Below are 24,765 nucleotides of genomic sequence, written 5' to 3' on the forward strand. Positions count from 1 at the left end.
CAGTCCCACCGCTAAAGGGTGAGCTCCTCGTAAAGCTCCATGGGGCGAACCATGACCCAGATGCGTCTCTTCTTCAGCTCGTTCTGGAGCTTTTCGACACTTCCCTGCCCGTAAGTCCCGTAGTGCATCGGGATAACGATTCTGGGCCTTATGTCCTCTATTATCTGCGCCGCCTCGCGTTCGTTGGCAGTTGAGCGCCCGCTGATGGGCACCAGGAGAATGTCCACCTTTCCTCGGAGCTTCTGGAGGGCAGGGGTTGAATAGGTATCTCCGGTGTGGAAGAGGGTCTTGTCCCCCTCTATGAGATAACCGACAGGATACTGGCTTGACGGGTGCTCCATGTACACTGCGGTAACTTTGACGCCGTTCTCAAGCTCCAGCGTCTGTCCTTCCTCTATTTCCCTGACCCTGGTCACACCGTCGCTTATGGCCATCATATAGACTGGCTTTGGCCCTATGACCTCGGCGTTCCTCAGCCTTGAGAGCAGTTCCACCTTGCCGTAGTGGTCAACGTGCTCGTGGGTTATCAGTATGTAGTCCACTTCGCCTATCCTGTCGTCGTCAACCTCCGGATACGGGTCGATGAGCAGTCTCACACCATTCGTCTCGACCCAAAAGCACGCGTGTCCGTACCAGATAATCTTCATCGGTGATACCTCCTCTGGTAGGTTCGGTGAGGTGGACTTAAAGTTTTTCATCGGCGGTTCTTTTTGAAACCCTGCAGTGCTTCGGAGAGTCTGGCGTAGATTTTATATACTTCGTTTTCGTCAACATACTGATGTGCACCGGGAATCCAAACCGCAAAAAGGGCTTAATAGTACGCGAACCCTTCGCAACGCTCATAGCCGAGGGAAAGAAGGTCTGGGAGATAAGAAAATCCCGGACCAACGTTAGGGGAAGGGTCCTCATAATCAGTGGCGGCAAGGCCGTTGGAAGTGCGGAGCTGGTTGACGTTCTCGGCCCGTTTACACCCGAGGAGCTAGGTCAGCATACCGATAAACACCTGGCCGATGTGGATTTTCTCAGGCAGTACTCGGGGGGAAAGCCCCTTTACGCCTGGGTCTTCCGCAACGCGGAGAAGTTCAAGGTTCCCCGAAGAGTTCGCATCTCCAGAGGGGCCCAGGTCTGGGCCAACGTGGTGGTGGAGGATGAATAAGAGGCGCTTCATAATCCCTCCCGTCTCGCTTCCGGTTCTCCTCATGATATTCCTCATCTTCCTGGCGGTCTTCGTTATATTTTCGAGCATAGTCATGGCCGCCTTTGAGAAGCTCGGGATACCCCCCGAGGTCGCGTACGCCCTCTTTATTTTCGCACTTTTCGGGAGCTTCATCAACATCCCCATAGCGGAGGAGGTCTCCTACGAGCCGGTCATCGGCCTGAGGGAGGTTCGCTTTTTCGGCATCTCATATCCCGTCCCCTACTTTGACTGGGCTGAGAAGAGGGTGATAATAGCGATAAACGTCGGCGGAGCACTGGTGCCACTGAGTATCGTCCTCTACGAAGTATTCAGACTGCTATACCTTGGCCAGTTTTCCCTGCTCTTCAACACGGCACTTGCGACTGTGATAGCGGCCCTCTTCAGCCACGCCTTCGCCAGGCCCGTCAGGGGTCTGGGGATAGCAATGCCAATGTTCCTCCCCCCGCTGATAGCCATGACCCTAGGCTGGCTTCTGGGGGATGGCAATCCCAACCTGGTCGCCTACGTCAGCGGGACGATGGGAGTGCTTATAGGGGCGGACGTTATGAACTGGGGAAAGATCAAGAACCTCGGTGCGCCGATGGTCAGCATAGGTGGGGCTGGCACCTTCGACGGAATCTTCCTCGCGGGTGTTATTGCCGTTCTTCTGGTATAACGGTGGGTTTATAAGCTCCCGATTGAACACTTCAACGGCAAAACGGGGTGATGCTCATGTTCGTGGTTGGGAGCGGTGCCAGGCATCTGGAGGATGAGCTGAGGGCTCTCGGCGGTGAGGTTCTCAACGTTGAGATAAAGAGATTCCCCGACGGTGAGAAGTACGTCAGGGTTCTGGGTTCCTCGGAGGAGGTTACGGTTGTTCAGTCCACTTTTGCCCCCCAGGACGAGCATCTGGTCGAACTCATCCTGCTCGCCGATGCGCTGCGCGAGAGGGGTGTTCAAAAGCTCAGGGCGGTTGTTCCTTATCTGGCATACTCCAGACAGGACAGGGTTACAAAGGACGGGGAGCCCGTGAGCGTTAGGGCGATACTCAGGGCCATCGCCGTTTACTACGATGAACTATATGTCTTCGACCTCCACAACCCTGAAACGCTGAGGTTCTTCCCTGGCAAGGCGGTCAACCTTTCACCGGCGGGGGCCATAGCGGACTATTTCGGGGAGAAGCTCGGTGAGGGTGTTGTTCTAGCCCCCGACAAGGGGGCTCTCATGAGGGCAAAGGCCGTTGCCGAAAAGCTGGGCCTTGAGTACAGCCACTTCCACAAGGTTCGCATCTCCCCGACGGAGGTGCAGATGAGGCCGGTTGACGTTGACGTCAGGGGAAAGAACGTGCTCATAGTTGACGACATCATAAGCACCGGTGGGACTATGATACGGGCCGCAAACCTGCTCAGAGAGATGGGCGCGGAGAAAGTTTTCGTCGCTGCAACCCACGGAGTTTTTGCGGAAGGAGCAATAGAGAGGGTGAGCAAAGCCGTTGACGAGCTCGCCGTCACGAACACCATTCCAACTCCGGTTTCGAGGATAAGCGTGGTTCCGGATATACTCAAGCTGTGATGTTCAGAGATAACGTTATATTGTTTTGCTCCCTACTTCTTTTATGGTGAGTGCAGATGGTTATGCCGAGCTTGAAAGGTGTTTTGAAAAAGTGCGCCTTCTCTGGAACTTCATTGAAAAGAACCCAGAGGTCTACACAGAGGCTTTAGAAGCTGGAATGAAAGTTAGAGGTGGAGATACTTCAGGTATTGGCAAGTTAGTCGAATTTTTAAGGAGCTGGAACAAGGCGAGGGGATATAACGAAAATAAATTGAATGAATTGTTGGAGGGAAATCTGAAGAGCATTGTGTCAGAGTTTGAGAAGGAACACAATGAGGAGGAATTCATAAGAAAGCTCCGGAATATTTTGGGAGATGCCGTAAAGAAGAAAACTAACGAGATAATAGGGGCAATAAAACTGGCTCACGTTCTTTATCCTGAAATTTTCCCCTTGATTGACAACCCAATTTCTGAGGGCCTTGAGTTGAAACCAGAGTGGAGAACGTTAAAGCTCAGCGAATACTTTGCGTTTAAGCATGCTGTAGATCATGCTGTAGATGAGGTTATTAAAAAATTTGGCTTGAATTTCTCAGAAAGGGAGAAGTACAAGAGAGTCGATGAGTTGCTCTACTTGTGGTATACTTGGAAGGGGAATAATGGGGAGAGCCTGAAAGAACTGTTTGAGGGTCTTGAGTGGAAGGAATGCATAGAAGTTTTTGAAAAGTTCATCGAAACCATAAAGGAGGAGATAATGAAATCACGGCAATCATGATGGTTGCCATGCAAAAAGTTTTGCCATTTTCATGTCTAAAATTGTGTATTTTAACGGCGTCTTTTGACGGTTTCTTTTTCAAAAATCTGGCCTCGGAAGGATTTTGCAAAAATTTTTCACTGCTGGGGTTCACCCCTATTGGGTGGAGCGCCCGAATAGGGCGCGACAAAACCCGGGCGCCAAGACGGCGGCGTCGGGGGGACAGGGTGCAAAGCACCCACTCATGAACCCCGCCCTCCAGCCCGGGTCACAAAAAGGTGCGCTCCCGAGGAAACGCCGAAAGGCGGACCCCTCGGGGGTAAGGCAGGCCCGACATCCCGACTAAACCCCGGACGGATATTTGGTACTTCCCCTTGAGGGAAGTCCCACCGGCCGTACTCCTTGCTCAATTCCGGTTGATCCTGCCGGAGGCCACTGCTATGGGGGTCCGACTAAGCCATGCGAGTCATGGGGCGCCTTGCGCGCACCGGCGGACGGCTCAGTAACACGTCGGTAACCTACCCTCGGGAGGGGGATAACCCCGGGAAACTGGGGCTAATCCCCCATAGGCCTGAGGTACTGGAAGGTCCTCAGGCCGAAAGGGTCTCTGACCGCCCGAGGATGGGCCGGCGGCCGATTAGGTAGTTGGTGGGGTAACGGCCCACCAAGCCGAAGATCGGTACGGGCCATGAGAGTGGGAGCCCGGAGATGGACACTGAGACACGGGTCCAGGCCCTACGGGGCGCAGCAGGCGCGAAACCTCCGCAATGCGGGCAACCGCGACGGGGGGACCCCCAGTGCCGTGGCATCGCCACGGCTTTTCCGGAGTGTAAAAAGCTCCGGGAATAAGGGCTGGGCAAGGCCGGTGGCAGCCGCCGCGGTAATACCGGCGGCCCGAGTGGTGGCCGCTATTATTGGGCCTAAAGCGTCCGTAGCCGGGCCTGTAAGTCCCTGGCGAAATCCCACGGCTCAACCGTGGGGCTTGCTGGGGATACTGCAGGCCTTGGGACCGGGAGAGGCCGGGGGTACCCCTGGGGTAGGGGTGAAATCCTATAATCCCAGGGGGACCGCCAGTGGCGAAGGCGCCCGGCTGGAACGGGTCCGACGGTGAGGGACGAAGGCCAGGGGAGCGAACCGGATTAGATACCCGGGTAGTCCTGGCTGTAAAGGATGCGGGCTAGGTGTCGGGCGAGCTTCGAGCTCGCCCGGTGCCGAAGGGAAGCCGTTAAGCCCGCCGCCTGGGGAGTACGGCCGCAAGGCTGAAACTTAAAGGAATTGGCGGGGGAGCACTACAAGGGGTGGAGCGTGCGGTTTAATTGGATTCAACGCCGGGAACCTCACCGGGGGCGACGGCAGGATGAAGGCCAGGCTGAAGGTCTTGCCGGACACGCCGAGAGGAGGTGCATGGCCGCCGTCAGCTCGTACCGTGAGGCGTCCACTTAAGTGTGGTAACGAGCGAGACCCGCGCCCCCAGTTGCCAGTCCTCCCCGCTGGGGAGGAGGCACTCTGGGGGGACCGCCGGCGATAAGCCGGAGGAAGGAGCGGGCGACGGTAGGTCAGTATGCCCCGAAACCCCCGGGCTACACGCGCGCTACAATGGGCGGGACAATGGGATCCGACCCCGAAAGGGGAAGGGAATCCCCTAAACCCGCCCCCAGTTCGGATCGCGGGCTGCAACTCGCCCGCGTGAAGCTGGAATCCCTAGTACCCGCGTGTCATCATCGCGCGGCGAATACGTCCCTGCTCCTTGCACACACCGCCCGTCACTCCACCCGAGCGGGGTCTGGATGAGGCCTGATCTCCCTTCGGGGAGGTCGGGTCGAGTCTGGGCTCCGTGAGGGGGGAGAAGTCGTAACAAGGTAGCCGTAGGGGAACCTACGGCTCGATCACCTCCTATCGCCGGAAAATCCGTCCGGGGGGTCTAAGGGATGTCGGGCCTGCCATCCGTGGGCCGGTAGCTCAGCCTGGGAGAGCGTCGGCTTTGCAAGCCGAAGGCCCCGGGTTCGAATCCCGGCCGGTCCACCACGAAGAGGTGCACATCCCGAGCACGGCTCGGGGTGGAAGGGTCCTAGGCCCCGAACAGGGGTCACGATGAGGACCGTGCACAGGCCGATTGACCCAAAAAATGCCCAGCCCCCTGAGTAGGGGGCAGAAAACCTAAGCCGCCTGGTGGATGGCTCGGCTCGGGGCGCCGACGAAGGGCGTGGCAAGCTGCGATAAGCCCCGGCGAGGCGCAGGCAGCCGTCGAACCGGGGATTCCCGAATGGGACCTCCTGCGGCTCTTGCCGCACTCCCAGTCGGGAGGGGGAACGCGGGGAATTGAAACATCTTAGTACCCGCAGGAAAAGAAAGCAAAAGCGATGCCGTGAGTAGGGGCGACCGAAAGCGGCACAGGGCAAACTGAACCCTTCGGGGAAACCCGGAGGGGATGTGGTGTTGTAGGGCCCTGCGCTGGAGCCTCGAGGGTGAAGCCGAAGTCCGCTGGAACGCGGCGCCGAAGAGGGTGAAAGCCCCGTAGGCGTAAGCCCTCAGGCTCCTGCAGGGTTCCTGAGTACCGTCGGTCGGATATCCGGCGGGAAGCTGGGAGGCATCGGCTCCCAACCCTAAATACGTCCCGAGACCGATAGCGAACTAGTACCGTGAGGGAAAGCTGAAAAGCACCCCTGGCAGGGGGTGAAAAGAGCCTGAAACCAGGCGGCGATAGGTGGGTGCGGCCCGAAAGGGTTGACCCTCCCCGAAGGAAACACGGGCGACCGTGGAGTACGAGGGGAGGTGACCGGGGTTGCACCGTCCGTCTTGGATCACGGGGCAGGGAGTTCACGGCCGTGGCGAGGTTAAGGGGGTTAAGCCCCGAAGCCACAGGGAAACCGACAGGTCCGCAGCCCGTAAGGGTGAGGGACGGGGTGTGAAAGCGCCCGGAGTCACGGCCGTGAGACCCGAAGCCGGTCGATCTAGCCCGGGGCAGGGTGAAGTCCCTCAACAGAGGGATGGAGGCCCGCTAGGGATGCTGACGTGCAATTCGCTCCCGTGACCCCGGGCTAGGGGTGAAAGGCCAATCGAGGCCGGCGATAGCTGGTTCCCGCCGAATTATCCCTCAGGATAGCCCGGCCGGAGGTAGGCGGTGGGGTAGAGCACTGATTGGGGGTTTAGGGGGAGAAATCCCCCGGCTCCCTGTCAAACTCCGAACCCACTGCCGCCGTAGATGGCCGGAGTAGGGTGGCGGTGTAAGCCGTCAACCGAGAGGGGAACAACCCAGACCGGGGTTAAGGCCCCTAAATGCCGGCTAAGTGTTACTCCAAAGGGTGTCCCTGGCCTTAGACAGCGGGGAGGTAGGCTTAGAAGCAGCCATCCTTTAAAGAGTGCGTAACAGCTCACCCGTCGAGGTCAGGGGCCCCGAAAATGGACGGGGCTTAAGCCGGCTGCCGAGACCCCGGCGCACGGACCGATTGGTCCGTGATCGGGTAGGCGGGCGTGCCGGTGGGGTGGAAGCCGGGCCGTAAGGTCCGGTGGACCCGTCGGTATTGTGGATCCTGCCGGGAGTAGCAGCATAGCCGGGTGAGAATCCCGGCCGCCGAAGGGGCCAGGGTTCCACGGCAATGTTCGTCAGCCGTGGGTTAGTCGGTCCTAAGCCAGCCCGTAACTCGGCGCTGGCGAAAGGGAAACGGGTTTATATTCCCGTACCGCGGTGGTAGGTGCGGCAACGCAAGCCCAGAGGGTGACGCCTCGGGGTAGGCGGACCGGTCCACAAGGCCGGCTAAGCGTATAAGTCCGGGGAGTGCCGTAATGGCGAGAACCGGATGAAAGCGCGAATGGCCTCCCGTAAGGGGGGTTCCGCCGATCCCTGGGGCCCGTGAAAAGCCCTCTGGGAACGATCCACCGCGACCGTACCGAGAACCGACACCGGTGCCCCTGGGTGAGAAGCCTAAGGCGTGTCGGGGGAAACCCAGCCGAGGGAACTCGGCAAATTGGCCCCGTAACTTCGGGAGAAGGGGTGCCTGCGGGTGCGTAACCCGCAGGTCGCAGTGACTAGGGGGGCCCGACTGTTTAGTAAAAACACAGGTCCCAGCTAGCCCGAAAGGGTTTGTACTGGGGCCGACGCCTGCCCAGTGCCGGTATGTGAAGCCCGGGTCCAACCGGGTGAAGCACCGGTAAACGGCGGGGGTAACTATAACCCTCTTAAGGTAGCGAAATTCCTTGTCGGTTAAATGCCGACCTGCATGAATGGCGTAACGAGGTCCCCACTGTCCCCGGCTGGGGCCCGGCGAAACCACTGCCAGGCGCATATGCCTGGGACCTCCGGTGGGAAGCGAAGACCCCATGGAGCTTTACTGCAGCCTGCCGTTGCCGTACGGCGGGGGGTGCGCAGCGTAGGCGGGAGGCGTCGAAGCCCGTCCTCCGGGGCGGGTGGAGCCGTCCATGAGACACCGCCCACCCTCTGCCGTACGGCTAACCCCCGATGGGGGGACAGCGGTAGGTGGGCAGTTTGGCTGGGGCGGCACACCCTCGAAAAGGTATCGAGGGTGCCCTAAGGTCGGCTCAGGCGGGTCAGGAATCCGCCGTAGAGTGCAAGGGCAAAAGCCGGCCTGACTGGACCCGTAACAGAGGCGGGTCCAGCCGCGAAAGCGTGGCCTAGCGAACCCCTGTGCCTCCCCGGTGGGGGCCAGGGATGACAGAAAAGCTACCCTGGGGATAACAGAGTCGTCTCGGGCGAGAGCCCATATCGACCCCGAGGCTTGCTACCTCGCTGTCGGCTCTTCCCATCCTGGCCCTGCAGCAGGGGCCAAGGGTGGGGGTGTTCACCCATTAAAGGGGAACGTGAGCTGGGTTTAGACCGTCGTGAGACAGGTCGGATGCTATCTACCGGAGGTGTTGGCCGCCTGAGGGGAAGGCTCCCCCAGTACGAGAGGAACAGGGAGCCGCGGCCTCTGGTCTACCGGTTGTCCTACAGGGCACAGCCGGGCAGCTACGCCGCGTCCGATAAGGCCTGAAAGCATCTAAGGCCGAAGCGGTCCCCGAAAATAGGCGGCCACTCCCAGGCGCAGGGGGTCGGGCGACCGGTCCTTTGCCTGGGACGAGGGCTCGGGAAGAAGACCCGTTTGATGGGGCGGGGATGTAAGCGGGAAGGGAAACCGACCCGTTTAGTCTGCCGCTCCCAACAGCCCGAGGTTTCTGCCTCTGAAAGGGGGGCTGGGCATTTGATAGGTCAATCGGCCTGTGCACGGTCCTGGCCCTAAATCACGTTTCTGTCTTGATTTCATCGCACTATTGAGCTTCCAGTCATGATGCTTTTCCGCAACCGTTAAAACCCCCCAGCGGAGCTTTTCTTGGTGGTTGAATGAAGCTCCTAGTTCTTGACCTAGACGGCACACTCTGGGATCACGAGGATGCATCCAGGCTTACGCCTCCCTACGAGTTTCACGACGATTATCTAATTGATTCCAACGGAGGGGAACTTCACCTTTTCCCGGGAGTCAGGGAGTTTCTCGAATGGGCAAGAGATAGGTTCGTTCTGAGCATAGCGAGCTGGAACGTTGAGGAGAGGGTCAGGCCGATCCTTGAGGGCTTTGGACTCTGGGACTACTTCGTTTCTCCAAAGATAGAGTTTCATCCGCATAAGGCTGACATGACAAGGAGAACGCTTGAAGAGATGAAGTCCGCGGGATATGAAATTGACCGTGTAATTTACATCGACGACAGGGACATACACCTCGATGAAATCAAGATGGAGCTTCCGGGGGTTCACTTCGTCCATATGTGGGTGGACGTAAAGTCTTTTGAGGAGCTGAGGAAACTTTTGGAAAGGATGGGGTGATATCATGGAGCTGCTCATCGTGAAGGATAGGGATATAGACTACGATGGTTCCGCGATAGGAAGCCACTGGGCCTACAGGAACTTTGGAATACTCGGGAACTCGCTGGTCGTTTTTCGTGGAAAGTGCGACGTTAAAGTGGAGGAGATGATCGACATCGAAGATTTGAGGGCGAGCAAGGAGATCAAGAGCGACGACATGGTGCACTACATCATTGAAGTCTTTGATCTCGTCAACGCCCTCTTCGCCTCAGCACTCCAGAAGCTCTTCATAGCCAAGCTCTGCGAAGTTCTGGCTGAATATGGAATAAAAACGACGAGAAAGGGCGACGACATCTACGTGAACGGAAAGAAGCTCAGCATCTCTATAGCCACCGTTTCACCCGTCAGCGTCAAGATTCACATCGGGATAAACGTGGAAGCAAAGGGAATCCCGGAGGGCGTTGATGCCATCGGCCTCAAGGAGCTCGGCATCACCGATGTGGAGGGCTTCATGGAGAGGACCGGAAAGGCCCTCGTCGAGGAGTTCGACAAGGTAAAGAAGGACAGCCTGAAGGTTCGGTGGGCTCAGTAGATGAGGGAGAGAACGCCTCCAACCACCGGAACCGCCAGGTTATCATCGACCCAGCCCTGGTATTCTGCCAGTGTCAAGATGACTGCCCACCCTATTTTTCCTATCGCTGCCGTGTCGAGCAACAGAAACGCTATAACGAGAGCCGTTAGGAAGTATCCAGCGCTTCCCGTCCAGTGCTTCTTCAGCTTGACGTTGAAGCCGTGCCGTTTGAAGTAGAAGTGCCTGATTATTCCGGTTACCCCGTCGCTTATTGCCATCGCCAGTAGCAGGGCGGTGGCGTATTCCTTCGGCAGAACCATCGGCACGAGAGAGGCGGAGAATGCAAAGAAGACCTCGCCGTAGTTGTGCTCTATCTGATACCACGAGAACTCCCTCTTTTTGAGGTGCGGCCAGAGCTGAAATAGGCCGAAGACGAACGCCGCAGCGCTGAAGACCTCGGGAGGTATTTTTCCGTAGTGGAACATCAGAACTGCAGGGACGATGCTGAAGTGGATTATCTTCCTGTTCACCCAGGCCCATTCCGGCCCGAGCCTTTTCGTGAGCCCTATGGCGAGGAGTATGAAGGCAGCGGCGATGCCGGCATAGGGTATCCAGCCGGGGAGCATTTATTCCCACCAAAAAAGAAGAGGGGGTTGGGGTTAATATGAGTTGCCCCCGAAGGCCTTTCCAACGGCCTCCAGGGCGGTGATGAAATCGCTCGCGTGGACGATGATATACCAGTCATCCGTTCTCACGAGTTCTCCCCGGGACTTTCCGACGAGCTCGCCATAAAGTCCTTGAATCCTGATTCTGGGTTCGGTCGTCGAGAGCTTGAGCGTTATCTCGACAGGCCTCCCGTTTTCCCAGACGATTCCCACCTTGAGGCCGGCTTTTGTTTCTCTCCCCTTTTTCAGGCCGAGCTTGAGGTAGCGGAGTCTCTCCTTCGGAACGTCATTTTCCTCGGCCTTTTCTCCCAGGTACTCCTCGAACAGCATCAGTCCGTGAAGCCCTAGTGAATACCCGAAAACCGGAATTCCCAGGTCTCTCCTGCTTCTCCCCTTGTAAGCGTAGACCTCTATCCTTCCGCCCGAGCCCCGGGAGGCTGTGTAGAGTCCGTTTCCGTTATCGTCCCTGAAATCGCCCAGGAAATCAACCAGTTCACCGTACGCCGAAAATGGGAGCGAAAAGCTTGCCCACGTTCCCCACACCCTCGGAGGAATCGAGGTGAATCCGATTTCTTCGAGGTGGTACTCGATCGGCTTTGGTCTCAGTATCAGGAATCCCCTATCCGTGGGCTCCAGTTCCAGCAGTGCCCTTTCACCTTGCACCAATGCAAACTTCCCATCGCTTTCGAAGTCTTTGGCCTTCAGGAGCCGGCTCCGTCGTATTCTCCTCTCTCCCAGCGAACTCACCACTACCGGGATCGGTGTTTTCCTTCCGCTTCCCTTATCGTAGGGTACCTTGAAGCCAGCTTTGAGAAGTTCCTCCTGTATCTCAAGCGATGCCGGGAAGAATACCTGCATTCTCTCCAGCTCAACCTCCATTGGTGGCCCTCCTTACTCTTTATGGTGGTTTTACTTTAGTTGCTTATAAACTTTTCCTTTTTTGAGTTGTCCTAAGTGCCGAGCTTAAGCTTAAAAGGCCCTCGTCAGAGCTAAGCGCGGTGGTGAGAATGGTTCACTGGGCGGATTACATGGCTGAAAAGATAATTCGGGAAAGGGGCGATAAGGATGAATACGTCGTCGAGAGTGGTATAACCCCGAGCGGTTACGTTCACATAGGGAACTTCAGGGAGTTCTTTACGGCCTATATAGTCGGCCACGCCTTGAGGGACAGGGGAAAGAAGGTCAGGCACATCCACATGTGGGATGACTACGACCGCTTTAGGAAGGTCCCAAAGAACGTTCCACCGGAGTGGAAGGAGCACCTTACGAGGCCGGTTAGGGAAGTTCCCGATCCCTGGGGCTGCCACGACAGCTACGCGGAGCACTTCATGGAGCTCTTCGAGAGCGAGGTTGAGAAGCTCGGCATAGAGGTAGACTTCCTCCATGCCTACGAGCTGTACAAGTCCGGTGAATACGCCGAAGAGATAAAGCTAGCTCTCCAAAAGCGCGATGAGATAAAGGCCGTCCTCGACAAGTACCGTGAGAGGGCCAAGCAGCCGCCCCTCGAAGAGGACTGGCAGCCGGTCATGGTTTACTGCCCGAAGTGCAGGAGAGAAGCTGAGTTCGTTTCCTGGGACGGCGAGTGGAAGGTCTCCTACAAGTGTCTCCACTGCGGCAGTGAGGGCGAGACCGACATAAGGGAAGGCAACGTCAAGCTCCGCTGGCGCGTTGACTGGCCGATGCGCTGGGCACATTTCAGGGTGGACTTCGAGCCGGCCGGAAAGGACCACCTGGCAGCTGGTGGCTCGTACGACACCGGCAGGGAGATAGTGGAGAAAGCCTTTGGCTGGCCCGCGCCTATAACGCTCATGTATGAGTTCGTCGGAATAAAGGGTCAGAAGGGCAAGATGAGCGGTTCAAAGGGCAACGTTATACTCCTCAGCGACCTCTACAAGGTTCTTGAGCCGGGAATAATACGCTTCATATACGCCAAGGCGAGGCCGAACAAAGAGCTCAAGATAGACCTAGGTCTCGGCCTTCTCAACCTCTACGACGAGTTCGATAAGGTTGAGAGGATTTACTTCGGCCTTGAGCGGGCGAAGAACCCGGAGGAGGAAGAGGAGCTCAAGAGGACCTACGAGCTCTCGATGCCGAAGGTTCCCGCCAGGCTGACCGCACAGGCCCCCTTCAGGTTCCTTGTTACGCTCGTTCAGATGCCCCACCTCGACGAGAATGGAATAATCCGCGTCCTTCAGGAGCAGGGTCACGTTCCGAGAGAGCTGAGTGAAGATGACGTCGAGCGGGTAAGGCTCCGCATAAGGCTCGCCAAGAACTGGGTTGAGAAGTACGCCCCGGACAACGTGAAGTTCAGCATCCTGGAGGCGCCACCAGACATTGAACTGAGGCCCGAGGTAAGGGAGGCCATGCTTGAGGTCGCTGAGTGGCTCGGCTCTCACGGGAGCTTCACCGTTGACGAACTCAACAACGCGCTCTTTGATATCGCAAAGAAGCGTGGAATTTTGAGCAAAGAGTGGTTCAAAGCTTTGTACAACGTCTTCATCGGCAAGGACCGTGGGCCAAGGCTGGCGCCTTTTCTGGCCTCCCTCAACAGGGACTTCGTGATAAGGCGCCTCCGCATGGAGGGCTGATTTCGATTTTTCAACCTTTCTTGTCTTTTTCTCGTGGTATTTTCGGAGCTTTTCACAGCATGTCGAATTTTCTCGACAACAGATTTTTATCGTCTCCATCTCAAGGCCTTCTGGTGATGTCGATGGAGTTCAACCTCATAATCACCGGTGTCGGCGGGCAGGGCGGTTTGACCCTCTCAAGGATAGTGGGAAACGCCGCCATGCACGAAGGCTACAACGTGAGAATAGGTGAAACCCTTGGAATGAGCCAGCGCTATGGAAGCGTTCTGAGCTACCTCCGCTTCGGCGATGAGGTTTACTCACCCCTCATCGAGGAAGGCAGAGCAAACCTCATGCTCGCCCTTGAACCCGCCGAGGCGCTGAGGAACGCTCGGTTTTTGGGGAAGAATAGTCACGCAGTGGTCAACGCCTACCCGATCCACACGGCAACGACCCTCGTCGGGAAGGAGAAGTATCCAGAGCTGGAGGAGATAAGGAATGCCATCGGTAGGATCTGTCCTGTCGACATGCTCAACTTCCAGCGCGAGGCAGAGGGGATAAACCCCAGAACCCTCGGCGTCCTCATGCTCGGCTACGCGTTTGGTAAAGGTCTGGTGCCCCTCAGGAAGGAGTCATTGCTGGAGGGGATAAGGCTCACCCTCCGGGAGAAGCTATGGGAGGTCAACTTCAGAGCCCTTGAGCGGGGAATAGAGCTTTCCAAGGCATGATTTTTCTTTTCACTCGTTGTGCTTTATGAAGAAGGCGTAGAATATCGCCGTCGCTATAACGTAAAGCAGAGCGGTCGCGTAGAACGGATAGCTCAGGGACATGCCGAAGAGCAGACCGCCGACGTAGTTCCCTCCTCCTCTCATAAAGGTCGAGAAGGCCCTCCTTATTCCAGCGGCCGTTGCCTTCTCCTCGGTCGAGAAGAAGCCCATCATAAAGGAGTCGTTTATGGGCCAGACTATGTTCATGAGAATGGAGCGGACGACGTATAGCAGTGCCGCTAACAGGAAGGTCTCTATCGAGGGGAATATCGCGAAGAGAAAGGCCGCTATGCTCTGGAAGGACGTTATCACCTTCACAGGCCCTATCCTGTGAACCAGCCTTGGAAGGCCGAAGGAGCCGAGACCCATGGCCAGTTGCTGGAAAAAGAATATCCCGCTTATTGCCGCGAGCGTCTGTCCGAACTGGAGCTTAAAGTAGAGGCTCATGTACGGTATGGTTATCCCTGCGCCAAAGCCTATCAGCGCACTTGGAAGGGAGAACTTGAGTATCTTGACGACCAGCTCGCGGTTCCAGTTTATCCTTGGATTCTTCACGGGAACATCGCGGATTATGAGTAAGGCAGGAATCACTAGGGCAAACTGGAGGAGCGCCAGCGAGATGACCAGCCTGTAGGCTATCCCCTCGCTCAGCCCGAGGCCCACGAAAAGGCCCGGGGCAAAGCCGGCTATGAGGACCCCCAGGGCGTTGAATATTGTCCCTATGCCGAAGCTTATCGAGAACGCGTGATGTCTCTGCTCCTCGCCGACTTCCTCACTGAGCAGTGCAGTAAAGTTTGGCTGTCTCAGACCCATATTTGCTCCAACCAGAAAGAAGCCTAAAGCGAGTACGTAGTCGTTTATCGCGGCCACCTGGAGGAGCCTCCCGGCCAGCCCGAGAAGGGCGGAGATGATGAGGGTTCTTCTATAACCCAGCCTCAGTGAGACCTGACCGGCTATCAGGAAGAACAGTCCCCCCGTGAACGTCTGTATTGAAAAGAACGTCCCCATGGCGGCCATATTGTATCCCAGAACGGTCAGATAGAACGGCATGATGAATATTGAGAACTGGAGGAACAGCTGGCCGGCTGCGTTTGCCGCTATGAGTATCTTTGCGTCTCTGCCGTAGCCCTGGAACATGTGCTAACGTTAATCTTAGCGTTTATAAGTCTGTCGAATTGAAGCCTTTTATACCGCGTCGGTTTTCTATATATTGGCGGTGATATCTATGGAGTTCAGGAAAATCCAATTTACCGGCAGGAGTTCATACATAATATCCCTGCCCAAAAAGTGGGTTCGGGAACACAACCTCACCCAGGGCGACGTGGTTCCGCTCTCAATAAACCCCGATGGCAGCATAACCATATTCCCAAAGGAGCCCAAAGATGTGAGTGAGAAAAAGATCCTCCGCATCTCCAGGGAGTACTCGCCCGACATGGCGGTCAGGCTCGTTATCTCTGCCTACATTCAGGGTTACGACGTCCTTGAGATTCACCTCGCTGAGGAGATGCCGATATACAAGGTCAAGATAAGGAAGATTCTCCAGAGCCTTCCGGGGGTTGAGATAATACTTGACGAGCCCCAGAGAATAGTTGCCAAGAGCCTCCTCGATGAGGAGGAGGTTAACCTGGCCGAGCTCCTCAACAGGATTCGCTCGCTCATCATATCGATGCTCGGCGACCTTGAGCTTCTCATTGCCTCTCCCGGGGACGGGGAGATCCTCCGCGACATAAACGACCTTGAGAACGAGCTGGACAGGTTCTACTTCCTCATAATCCGTGCAGTCAACCGGCTCCTCAACAAGCGTGGCGTTACGGAGGAGAGCGGCATAATAAAGAGGACTTTTGACCTTCTCGGGATACTGTTCATAGTGCGCAACATAGAGCGCATAGGGGATCACATAATGAGGATAGCCGAAAACCCGGGGGCTGTGAACATCCAGTACCTCAAGGAAAAGTTTGGTCATGTGATGGCCCAGATAGAGGAGAGGGACCTTGGCAAGATAGACAGGCTCATGCTTGAGCTGAAGGAGGAGATACGCTCCATCGACTACCGGCAGTCAATAGCCCTTGAGAGCTACCGGAGAATCCTGGAGTACCTTGAGAACATTGGGGAAACAATAATCAACATGGCTCTGAGCTGAAGTTCTTATCTTCCCGTTTCCATAACCCTTTTAACCGTTCGAACGTTCTTTTCTCCGGTGGTTCTATGCCAGCGATAATAGTCCACGGCGGTGCCGGTACTATACGGAAAGAGGAGCGCATTCCAAAGGTCATCGAGGGTGTCAAGGAGGCAGTTCTGGCCGGATGGCGCGAACTCAAGAGGGGCTCTGCTTTGGATGCGGTTGAGGAGGCAGTCAAGGCCCTGGAAGACAACCCACTCTTCAACGCTGGAACCGGGAGCGTTTTGACACTCGACGGAAAGGTCGAGATGGACGCGGCAATAATGCGCGGCAAAACGCTTGAAGCGGGCGCCGTCGCCGGGATCTGGGGGGTCAAGAATCCGATAAGCGTCGCTCGAAAGGTCATGGAGAAGACCGACCACGTGCTCCTCAACGGTGAGGGAGCGGTAAAGTTCGCCAGGCTCATGGGCTTCGAGGAGTACAATCCCATAACAGACGAGAGGCTGAAGCAGTGGGAGGAGCTCAGGAGGAAGCTCATCGAGAGGGGCGAAACGAAGCACTGGAAGAAGCTCAACGAGCTTATCAAGGAGTATCCCGAAGTCCTCAGGAGCACCGTTGGTGCGGTCGCCTTTGACGGCGAGGAGGTCGTTGCCGGAACGTCCACCGGAGGGGTCTTCCTCAAGATGTTCGGCAGGGTCGGCGACACGCCGATAATCGGAGGCGGAACCTACGCCAATGAAGTGGCAGGGGCCTCCTGCACGGGCCTGGGGGAGGTGGCCATAAAGCTTGCCCTTGCCAAGAGCGCCACCGACTTTGTCCGCCTCGGAATGGACGCTCAGGCTGCAAGCGACGCAGCCATAAGCCTCGCAACGCGCTACTTCGGCAGGGACACGATGGGCATCATCATGGTTGACTCTAAAGGCAACGTCGGCTTCGCCAAGAACACGAAGCATATGAGCTATGCCTTCATGCAGGACGGTATGGAAGGGCCGGAGGCGGGTGTTTAGTGGGGGGCCGCCTTAGGGACGTCTGGCTGCTCAACCTGTCCACGTTTTTCTTCTTCCTGGGGATAAGCGTAGTGAACCCCATAATCTCGCCATTTGCGATCACGCTCCGTGCGACGCCGTTTCTCGTTGGCCTGGTAGCGGGCATAGCATCGATCATATCCTTGATTTCGAAGCCCCTCGGCGGCCTGATCGGGGACAGGGGCTACCGGTTCCAGGCCATGATACTGGGGAACGTCCTTGGGATGGTTGCGGGCCTCCTCTACGTGTCGTCCGCACTCATGGGGAACCTGTGGGTGTTTGCGGCGGCCAGGGCGATTCACGGGTTCTCAATGGGGATATTCTTCCCCTCCAGTCTCTCCACCGCCGTTGACCTCGCACCTGAGGGAAGGGTGGGGGAGACCCTCGGCTGGCGCGGCATGATGTTCTCCCTGGGCAACATCGTAGGGCCTGCCCTTGGCGGCTACCTCTCGGACATTCTGGGCTTTGTTGGGGCGTTCACCTTTACGCTCATATTTGCCCTCATCGGTGCCGCCTTCGTGATACCCGTTTGGATGGGTGAGCGGGGACTCCAGCACAAACGTGTTCACACGGAACATGTGGGTTACTCTGAACTTCTCCGCCCCTACTTCATAGCCGCCTCACTGGCCCTGTTTTTCTTTGCCTTCTCATACGCGGGCGTTATCACGTACCTACCGGCGTTTTACAAGACCATTGGCCTTCCCCAGAGGGTGTTCGGCCTCTACATGATGGTCATAGGGGTGGCGAGCTTTATAATGAGACTGATCGGGGGCAAGACTGCCGATAGGGTCGGTCCTATACCCGTTATAAGGACGGGGGTTTTCCTTGTCATTGCGGGGTACGTGGTTCTCATATACCACAGGCTTCCTTACCTGTCCTACATAAGCGCCCTTCTGATAGGTTGGGGGTTCGGCCTTTCGGTTCCGGCGATGCAGCTCATGGCCCTCGCCCCCCTGCCGGGGAGGATACGGACGATGGGTTCGAGTGTGTACACGATGTTCTTTGACCTCGGGATGCTTGGGGGACAGGTTGTCCTCGGCTACGTCGCAGGTGTGAGGGGGTACACTGGCGTCTTTCCACTGCTCCCCTTCATAGCGGCCGCATCACTTATAATAGTCCACGCGCCTCTCATCATGGGAGGTAGGGAGAAATGAAGATCAGGGTCTCCTATGGAACCGCCATAGAGATGGGGCTGATAAAGGCCCGGATGCTGGCCAGGCCAACAACGGCGTATCTCATGACGTACCATGACGGCCGGTGCAGAAACAACTGTGCCTTCTGCCCCCAGGCTAGGGGAAGCGAGGCGGATCTCAGGCGGCTGTCCCGCATAACCTGGCCCGCCTTTGATGTTGAGGAAGTTGTTAAAAACCTTCCAGCGGGCGGTTTTGCGAGGATATGCCTCCAGACGGTTGACTACCCCAGCCTAGTCTCCGACGTTATTGAACTCCTCGATCTTTTCCAGCCCCTGGGCATTCCGGTCTCGGTCTCGATAACCCCTGTGGACAGGGGCACTCTAATGGAGTTCAAATCAAGGGGAGTTGACTACATAGGCGTCGGCCTCGACGTGGCCAGTGAGAGGCTCTATCCGGAAATCAAGGAGTCCCTTTACTCCTGGGACGACATGTGGCGCTTTACTAAAGATGTCATCGACGTCTTCGGCGATGGAAAAGCCCTCGTGCACGTGATAGTCGGGCTCGGAGAGACGGATAAGGAGCTCATTGGAACCATTGAGCGGGCATACTCAATGGGCGCCTGGGTTTCCCTCTTCGCGTTCACACCCATAAGGGGAACCCGCCTTGAGAACGCGGAACCCCCGAGCCTTGCCCGGTACAGGAGAATCCAGGTGGCCCACTACCTCATAAAGGAAGGACTCGCCGCGCCGGAGGACTTTGAGTTCGATGAGAAAGGTTCCCTCGTCGGGTTTGGGATCGATGTTGATGAGCTTGCCTCGGTGATTCCACCTGAGATATTCGCCACCCATGGCTGTCCGGGCTGTAACAGGCCGTACTACAATGAAAGGCCAAAGAAAGAGCCTTACAACTTCCCCAAAAGTCCGGGGAAAGACTACGTGAGGCGCGTCCTTCAGTCTATCCTTTGAGGAGTTCCAGTATCTCGTTGAACTCTTCCAGGGTGAACATCTCTTCGACCTTTTCTCCCCTCGCTATTTTCATGAGCGCCATGACGAAGCGGTAAAGCTCCTCGTTGTCCTTCACCAGACCCAGCGTAACGTCCATGCCCTCGGAAACCTCCCCGAGCCTGCCCTCCTCCTTCATTATGAACAGAATGTCCCCGAGCCTCTTTATTCCCAGCCTGTAGAGGTCTTCATTGGGGGCGCGGTGGATCGCCCGGAGGGCACACTTCACCGCCCCGCTGTAGTTGTCCTCCTGGAGAAAAATCTCCGCGAGCCTGAAGCATGCCTCGAAGTAGAACTCCGGTTCCTCATCTTTGGCCAGCTCCATTATCTCGTCGAGCTTTTTCTTTGCCCTCTCAAGGTCTCTGGCGTTTTCGGCCTCTATGGCCTCTCGAAAGAGCCTCATTATCTTTTCTCGTCCCTTCGGAGGTTCGTATTTTATCCCCATCATCCCTCACCCCGGCTCTCAAGCCAGGCCTTTTCAAAGCCGGGCCACACATCTTCAAACCTCTTCTCCACGCGCCATCTTCTCCTGAAGGCATTGAGGAGCACTGTTATATCCCTTTTGAGAAGCTCATAGCTGTCCGGGTGGGCGGTTGTAACGTACTGGGCCCAGTCGATTATGAGAACGCCACCGTCGTGGGTTAGAACGACGTTGAACTCGCTCATATCCGAGTGAACGATGCCGAAGCGGACTATCTTGATGTACTCGTCCAGGACCATGTCGAGTATCTCCCTCGCTTCCTCCCTGGAGAGGTCGGTGTCGCGAAGCTCCGCCAGCTCGGTTCCGTCTATGAACTCCATGACGACCACGTGCCTGTTCCATGCTATCGGCCTCGGAACGCTGGCTATAGGGCTGAGAAGCGTCAGCGCTTCATACTCCTTCTTTGCTATCAGCCTCGAAACGTAGAGCCAGCTCGTGTGCCTTTTGTTGGCGAACACATCCCCGTGATAGGCAGCCTTTCTTGAGGCGGTTCTGCCGCCTATGCGGTTGAACTTGACGGCGACCTTCTCCCCGGCCGGCGTTACTCCCACGTACACATCTGCGTCCTTTCCAACGCCTATCTGTGCCGTGCTTATGGCCTCTACAACGCCCTTCTTCGCCAGCGCCCTTATTGCCAGAACGTCGTAGCCGTGTATCGTGAGCTGGTAGCCGATGTAGCCTATATCGCTCCGCCGCCTGACGAGGGACATGTCGTCGAGCTTGCCAAGTCTGAAGGATGCCGTTTCAACGTCAACCCTCGCGAATCTGGCTATGTCCTCCAGGGGAACCCATCTGTGGTGGCGCATGTTCAGCTCTACTCCCCTGAGTATCCTGAAGTCCAGGTCCCGCAGATTTGGGTACGCCTCCAGTGCCAGCAGCTTGCTTACCATCGCTCCCTCCCTGAAGTCCGTTCCGGGCCGGGACTTATAAACCTAGTTGGCTTGGCGACATACTTTTAAACGCGTAGCCCTTTATCGAAACCATGCGGAAGAGGCTTTTGCTGTTAGTCTCGCTCGGCTGGATATTCAACTACGCCCACAGGATGGCAATCCCTCCCCTCATTCCGATGATAAAGGCCGAGCTGGGAATAAACAACGCCGAGGCCGGGCTTTTGATGACCGCCCTTCTGCTCCCCTACGCCATCATTCAGGTTCCGGCCGGATACATCGGCGACCGCTTTGGGAGGAAGAGGCTCCTTGTTCTCAGCATAATCGGCTACTCGCTCTCGTCCGCACTCATAATCTTTGCCCGGGAATACTGGGAGCTTCTCGCTGTTAGGGCTCTTTACGGCCTTTTCTCGGGTCTGTATTATGCCCCTGCAACAGCGCTGATAAGCGAGGTCTATCGGGAGAGAAAGGGCTCCGCTTTGGGTGTCTTTATGGTCGGCCCACCAGTCGGGAGCGGGATAGCGCCCATCATAGCCGTCCCCATCGCCCTGAGACTTGAATGGCGCTACGCCTTTCTGGCGCTCTCGGCAATGAGCCTGGCGACTGGAATAACCCTTGCCTTCGCGGTCAGGGGCGAGGTCTCAAAGCCGTCTCGCGTTAGGTTCTCGATTCCCCGGAACGTTTTTCTGCTCAGTGCGGCGAACTTCATAGTCCTTGCCGCGTTCTTTGGGCTTCTCACCTTCCTGGTCTCTTTCCTGGTGAACGCAGGCGTTTCCTTCGAAACGGCCTCTTGGCTGTTCTCCCTTCTCTCAGTCATAGGGATCGCAGGTTCTCTCTTCGGCGGCGGCCTCTACGACAGAATCGGGAGGAGAAGTATAGCGGTGGTCTTCGGTCTAAACGCATTCCTCACGCTGATCCTTGCCCTAACGGCCTCTCCGTGGGTGATAATTCCCCTGGGGCTGACGTTCTACTCCGTGGGGGCAATAGTTACGGCCTACACGTCGGAAAAGGCCACCGGAGAGAACCTCGGTTCGGTTATGGGTTTCGTCAACATGGTTGGGTTCTTTGGCGCAACCGTCGGTCCGTACTTCGTTGGACTCCTCATCGACGGCTTTGGTTATGAGAGGGCGTTTCTATCGATACCCCTGATGTACCTGATGGCGTGGGGGATAATCCGGGTGGAAGAAAAGCTGGAAAAGAGAGAGATCAGCCGTACATGACCTCATGCATGGCTATCTGCTGGGCAAGCCTTTGCTCTGCCCCGAAAACTTTCTCTATTGCCTTGAGGAAGTCGTCCTGGGTGATGTACTCACGCCTCGCCCTTATGGCGAACATCCCTGCCTCGGTGGCTATGGCCTTCAGGTCTGCTCCGCTGGCCCCCTCCGTCATCTCGGCTATGACGCGCAGGTCGACGTCCCTGAGGTTCATCTTCCTCGTGTGGACCTTTAGTATCTCCAGCCTGCCCTTGAAGTCCGGAAGCGGAACCTCAATAAGTCTGTCGAAGCGTCCGGGCCTGAGCAGTGCCGGGTCAAGGATGTCCGGCCTGTTGGTGGCGGCTATTACCTTAACGTTGCCCCTTGGATCGAAGCCGTCCATTTCCGCTAAAAGTTGCATCAGCGTTCTGTTGACTTCCCTCTCCCCACCGGTCGTCTCGTCCATTCTCTTCGCCCCGATGGCGTCTATCTCGTCAATGAATATTATGGTGGGTGCCTTCTCCTTGGCCAGCTCGAAGAGCTCGTGAACCAGCCTTGCCCCTTCGCCTATGAACTTCCTCACCAGCTCGCTGCCGACGACCTTTATGAACGTGGCGTTGACCTCGTGGGCGAGGGCCTTCGCCATGAGTGTCTTTCCACATCCAGGAGGACCGTAGAGGAGAACTCCCTTCGGCGGTTCAATCCCCACCTTTTCAAAGAGCTCTGGGTGCCTGAGCGGAAGCTCGACAGCCTCTCTCAACTCCTGGAGCTGCTTGTCTAGGCCGCCAATATCTTTGTAGCTGACCTCGGGTCTCTCGATGACTTCAAAGCCCAGAACACTCGGGTCCTTCTCGCTGGGAAGGAGTTCAACTATGGCCATGGTTCTCTGATCGAGGGCAACCCTCGAACCTGGTTTCAGTCTGTCCCTCTCTATCCAGGGTGCAATCCGGACTACAAAGCGCGGTCCGTTGTAGTTCTGGACTATCGCCCTGTCCTCGTCGAGTATCTCAAGGAGCATACCCGCAAAGGCTGGCGGCTGTCTCAGCCGGGACATCTCCATTCTCATGCGTGAGAGTTCCCTCTCCAGTCTCTCCTTGTCGGCTTCCAGGGTCCTCACCTGGAGTTCAAGCTGCCTGATCCTCCTCTTGAGGTACAGGATGTAATCATCGTACTCGTTCGATGGTTTAACGCCAACATCTTCAACGCTCATAATTTTCACCTCTCACAATCCAGACTGTGTAGAAGGGCCTTTTTAACTCTATCTTTTCCATGTATTCTTTGGGGCACCCAGCTTTATATACCTTTGGTACGAGATGTGCGGATTTTTTCTGACTTAACTTTGAAGTAATGGATGCGTGGTTTATTTGCGAAATTCTTATTAACTTCGAGTACCAATTATAAGGGGGTTATAGCACAGGGGTGGGATGTAATGAGAGTCGAGATAAAGTTCAGGCCCGCGAAGGAGGGCACAATTCTTCCCTTCAATTATAACTACGATGTTTACGTTCAGCTTCTTGAGAAAATGGCCATAGTATCTCCTGAGATTGCCCACGAGGCTGAGGTAAGTCACGTTGACTACTTTACCTTCTCCCGTATAATGGTCAGAAAGCGTGAGCTGATTCCGGATAGGGGGATAAGGGTTCTCTCCGATGACGTTTCCCTCTATGTCTCTTCATCTTCCAGCGAGCTCATAAAGGCCGTTGTGGAGGGATTCATAGACAGCCCTGTTCTCCAGCTGGGTGATTCGGCTTTCATAGCGGACGATATAAAGATACTCAAGGAACCCCGCATAAAGGACGGGGCGCTCTTCTCAACGCTTAGTCCGATAATGGTCAGGACGGTCAAGCTCAGCGGCAACCGGATGAAGATATGGGATCTCTACCCAAGCGAGGAGGCCTTCTTTGACAAGCTACGCAAGGTAATGCTGATGAGATATTCGGCAATAATGGGCACGATGCCCGAGGAGAAGGACTTTGCCATTGACGTTATCAAGTTTAAGCCCGTCAGGATTCTCGTCAGAGACACCTACTACCGCGGCTCCCTCATGATATTCCGCTATCACGGCTCTCCGGAGATAGCCCGCTTCGGCTACGAGAACGGCTTTGGAGAAAAGACCCGCTACGGCTTTGGAATGGTCAAAGTAATTGATGAAGAGCCCAAACGAGAAGGCCAAGAGTGAGTTCGATCAGCCATACAATAGCCACAAGCTTGGGCTCGGTAACCCTGACTTTTCTCATTATTGTCCCCAAGAAGCTGGGATACGGTGGCGCCTGAAGCGTTCCGTCGGGCAGGATCCTCGTTCTTCCGTGCCTCCTCACGCCGAAACGAACACCCGTTGCCTTTATGGTAAAATCAAGGAAATGGGGGAGTAATAGAAGCGCCGCATAGGCCTCTACCTTTCCGGTAATGGCAACTAGCCCTATGAGGGCGCCGAGACCGAGGGTTCCAGTATCGCCCGGAAAGACCCTCGCGGGATACCTGTTCCACCACAGAAAGCCCAACGCAGTTCCCATCCCGGTCAACGCAATGAGCCTGGCATTTCCATCGGTTATCAGGGCAAGGATTCCAAGGATTATAGCGGAAGTCCCTATCTCAAGTCCGTTGAATCCGGCAAGCATGTTCACCAGGTTTGCCGAGCCGGTAACGAAGAGCACCGCGAAAACTGGATACAAAACCCCCAGGTTGAGGGTGTATCCGAAGATATCCACCTCCGGTGCGATGCCGAAAAACGCCACCGGGACTGAGACCAAGAGCGATAGAACGACCTTGTGGAGCTGTCTCAGGTTCGTCAGGTCGTCTATGATTCCAACGACTCCGAAGAGCAGGAAGACCGTTAGAACCCCCACGATTTTCTCATCCATGAAGGGTGAGAGCGCCAGGGGGATGGCGAGAAGAATCGCTATACCCCCCATCTCAGCCACTTCCGGCTGGTTCATCTTGTGGATGTCTCTCCCGATGATTCCAGCCCTTTTCATTCTTGTGGCGACGTAAGGGGTAAGGATGAGCGTTAGGGTTAAACCTATAAGCGGAGCGGCCGCTATCATATCTTAGACACCCAATCCCCTTATAACTGACCAAAAATAAAC

Annotated in this window: 22 protein-coding genes, 1 tRNA gene and 2 rRNA genes; 17 read left to right on the forward strand and 8 right to left on the reverse strand. The window is 56.2% G+C overall.

Features of this window, described 5'->3' with window-relative positions; all coding sequences use genetic code 11:
- Positions 1–11: 11 nt before the first annotated feature.
- A complete protein-coding gene (locus NUS69_RS10620) occupies positions 12–647 on the reverse strand; it encodes an MBL fold metallo-hydrolase (protein ID WP_258083710.1) in 636 nt (211 codons plus the stop codon).
- A 131-nt stretch (positions 648–778) separates the two neighbouring features.
- On the opposite strand from NUS69_RS10620, the gene NUS69_RS10625 reads away from it, so the two are divergent.
- The 9 genes from NUS69_RS10625 (at position 779) to NUS69_RS10665 (ending at position 9,862) form a co-directional block, all read left to right on the forward strand.
- Positions 779–1,156 carry an ASCH domain-containing protein gene (locus tag NUS69_RS10625; protein WP_258083711.1) on the forward strand — a complete coding sequence of 126 codons (378 nt, stop codon included), beginning with the start codon at positions 779–781 and terminating at the stop codon, positions 1,154–1,156.
- Positions 1,149–1,853: a DUF1614 domain-containing protein gene (locus tag NUS69_RS10630; protein ID WP_258083712.1), complete on the forward strand. Its 705-nt coding sequence runs from the start codon at positions 1,149–1,151 to the stop codon at positions 1,851–1,853. Before NUS69_RS10625 ends, NUS69_RS10630 begins: the two co-directional genes overlap by 8 nt.
- A gap of 56 nt (positions 1,854–1,909) precedes the next feature.
- Positions 1,910–2,749 carry a ribose-phosphate diphosphokinase gene (locus NUS69_RS10635; RefSeq protein WP_258085110.1) on the forward strand — a complete coding sequence of 280 codons (840 nt, stop codon included), beginning with the start codon at positions 1,910–1,912 and terminating at the stop codon, positions 2,747–2,749.
- 43 nt (positions 2,750–2,792) lie between these two features.
- A complete protein-coding gene (locus tag NUS69_RS10640; RefSeq protein WP_258083713.1) occupies positions 2,793–3,500 on the forward strand; it encodes a hypothetical protein in 708 nt (235 codons plus the stop codon).
- 388 nt (positions 3,501–3,888) lie between these two features.
- Positions 3,889–5,374: ribosomal RNA gene (locus tag NUS69_RS10645) — 16S ribosomal RNA — on the forward strand.
- Positions 5,375–5,427: 53 nt separating this feature from the next.
- A tRNA-Ala gene (locus NUS69_RS10650) sits at positions 5,428–5,504 on the forward strand.
- Between the two features lie 120 nt (positions 5,505–5,624).
- Positions 5,625–8,655: ribosomal RNA gene (locus NUS69_RS10655) — 23S ribosomal RNA — on the forward strand.
- Together the 16S and 23S rRNA genes with 1 tRNA gene alongside form the textbook arrangement of a ribosomal RNA operon.
- A gap of 159 nt (positions 8,656–8,814) precedes the next feature.
- Positions 8,815–9,291 (forward strand): magnesium-dependent phosphatase-1, encoded by a 477-nt coding sequence (locus NUS69_RS10660; protein WP_258083714.1) that lies wholly within the window; start codon positions 8,815–8,817, stop codon positions 9,289–9,291.
- A gap of 4 nt (positions 9,292–9,295) precedes the next feature.
- On the forward strand, positions 9,296–9,862 hold the full coding sequence (locus NUS69_RS10665) for a DUF366 family protein (protein ID WP_258083715.1): 567 nt from the start codon (positions 9,296–9,298) through the stop codon (positions 9,860–9,862).
- On the opposite strand, the gene NUS69_RS10670 is transcribed toward NUS69_RS10665, so the two are convergent.
- A complete protein-coding gene (locus NUS69_RS10670) occupies positions 9,856–10,467 on the reverse strand; it encodes a diacylglycerol/polyprenol kinase family protein (protein ID WP_258083716.1) in 612 nt (203 codons plus the stop codon). The genes NUS69_RS10665 and NUS69_RS10670 overlap by 7 nt on opposite strands.
- A gap of 33 nt (positions 10,468–10,500) precedes the next feature.
- Positions 10,501–11,385: a PhoI gene (locus NUS69_RS10675; protein WP_258083717.1), complete on the reverse strand. Its 885-nt coding sequence runs from the start codon at positions 11,383–11,385 to the stop codon at positions 10,501–10,503.
- Positions 11,386–11,513: 128 nt separating this feature from the next.
- Between NUS69_RS10675 and lysS the strand changes: the two genes are divergently transcribed.
- Together lysS and NUS69_RS10685 are read left to right on the forward strand one after the other, a co-directional pair.
- Complete coding sequence (lysS, locus tag NUS69_RS10680) at positions 11,514–13,094, forward strand: lysine--tRNA ligase (protein WP_258085111.1); 1,581 nt, start codon at positions 11,514–11,516, stop codon at positions 13,092–13,094.
- Between the two features lie 122 nt (positions 13,095–13,216).
- Complete coding sequence (locus tag NUS69_RS10685; protein WP_258085112.1) at positions 13,217–13,801, forward strand: indolepyruvate oxidoreductase subunit beta; 585 nt, start codon at positions 13,217–13,219, stop codon at positions 13,799–13,801.
- 9 nt (positions 13,802–13,810) lie between these two features.
- Here the strand turns inward: NUS69_RS10685 and NUS69_RS10690 are convergent, their stop codons facing one another.
- Positions 13,811–14,977 (reverse strand): MFS transporter, encoded by a 1,167-nt coding sequence (locus NUS69_RS10690; RefSeq protein ID WP_258083718.1) that lies wholly within the window; start codon positions 14,975–14,977, stop codon positions 13,811–13,813.
- Positions 14,978–15,065: 88 nt separating this feature from the next.
- On the opposite strand from NUS69_RS10690, the gene NUS69_RS10695 reads away from it, so the two are divergent.
- The 4 genes from NUS69_RS10695 (at position 15,066) to NUS69_RS10710 (ending at position 19,082) form a co-directional block, all read left to right on the forward strand.
- Entirely contained in the window at positions 15,066–15,980 is a 915-nt protein-coding gene (locus tag NUS69_RS10695; protein ID WP_258083719.1) for a phosphate signaling complex PhoU family protein, read from the forward strand.
- Positions 15,981–16,045: 65 nt separating this feature from the next.
- Positions 16,046–16,966, forward strand: coding sequence for an isoaspartyl peptidase/L-asparaginase family protein (locus tag NUS69_RS10700; protein WP_258083720.1), 921 nt, complete (start codon positions 16,046–16,048; stop codon positions 16,964–16,966).
- Entirely contained in the window at positions 16,966–18,138 is a 1,173-nt protein-coding gene (locus tag NUS69_RS10705) for an MFS transporter (RefSeq protein ID WP_258083721.1), read from the forward strand. The genes NUS69_RS10700 and NUS69_RS10705 overlap by 1 nt, the downstream gene beginning before the upstream one ends.
- On the forward strand, positions 18,135–19,082 hold the full coding sequence (locus NUS69_RS10710) for a radical SAM protein (protein WP_258083722.1): 948 nt from the start codon (positions 18,135–18,137) through the stop codon (positions 19,080–19,082). The genes NUS69_RS10705 and NUS69_RS10710 overlap by 4 nt, the downstream gene beginning before the upstream one ends.
- Here the strand turns inward: NUS69_RS10710 and NUS69_RS10715 are convergent.
- On the reverse strand, positions 19,072–19,566 hold the full coding sequence (locus NUS69_RS10715) for a tetratricopeptide repeat protein (protein WP_308686511.1): 495 nt from the start codon (positions 19,564–19,566) through the stop codon (positions 19,072–19,074). The two genes, NUS69_RS10710 and NUS69_RS10715, sit on opposite strands and share 11 nt — an antisense overlap.
- Positions 19,563–20,489 carry a serine/threonine-protein kinase RIO2 gene (locus NUS69_RS10720; protein WP_258083723.1) on the reverse strand — a complete coding sequence of 309 codons (927 nt, stop codon included), beginning with the start codon at positions 20,487–20,489 and terminating at the stop codon, positions 19,563–19,565. The genes NUS69_RS10715 and NUS69_RS10720 overlap by 4 nt, the downstream gene beginning before the upstream one ends.
- A 92-nt stretch (positions 20,490–20,581) precedes the next feature.
- On the opposite strand from NUS69_RS10720, the gene NUS69_RS10725 reads away from it, so the two are divergent.
- Positions 20,582–21,706 (forward strand): MFS transporter, encoded by a 1,125-nt coding sequence (locus NUS69_RS10725; protein WP_258083724.1) that lies wholly within the window; start codon positions 20,582–20,584, stop codon positions 21,704–21,706.
- Here the strand turns inward: NUS69_RS10725 and NUS69_RS10730 are convergent.
- Entirely contained in the window at positions 21,693–22,889 is a 1,197-nt protein-coding gene (locus NUS69_RS10730) for a proteasome-activating nucleotidase (RefSeq protein ID WP_258083725.1), read from the reverse strand. The genes NUS69_RS10725 and NUS69_RS10730 overlap by 14 nt on opposite strands.
- 219 nt (positions 22,890–23,108) lie before the next feature.
- Between NUS69_RS10730 and cas6 the strand changes: the two genes are divergently transcribed.
- The gene (gene cas6, locus NUS69_RS10735) at positions 23,109–23,858 is read left to right on the forward strand and encodes a CRISPR-associated endoribonuclease Cas6 (protein WP_258083726.1); all 750 of its coding nucleotides are present in this window, start codon (positions 23,109–23,111) and stop codon (positions 23,856–23,858) included.
- Here the strand turns inward: cas6 and NUS69_RS10740 are convergent.
- The gene (locus NUS69_RS10740) at positions 23,815–24,723 is read right to left on the reverse strand and encodes an MraY family glycosyltransferase (protein WP_258083727.1); all 909 of its coding nucleotides are present in this window, start codon (positions 24,721–24,723) and stop codon (positions 23,815–23,817) included. The two genes, cas6 and NUS69_RS10740, sit on opposite strands and share 44 nt — an antisense overlap.
- Positions 24,724–24,765 lie beyond the last annotated feature (42 nt).

Source organism: Thermococcus thermotolerans, from assembly GCF_024707485.1.
GTDB classification, from domain to species: Archaea; Methanobacteriota_B; Thermococci; order Thermococcales; family Thermococcaceae; genus Thermococcus; species Thermococcus thermotolerans.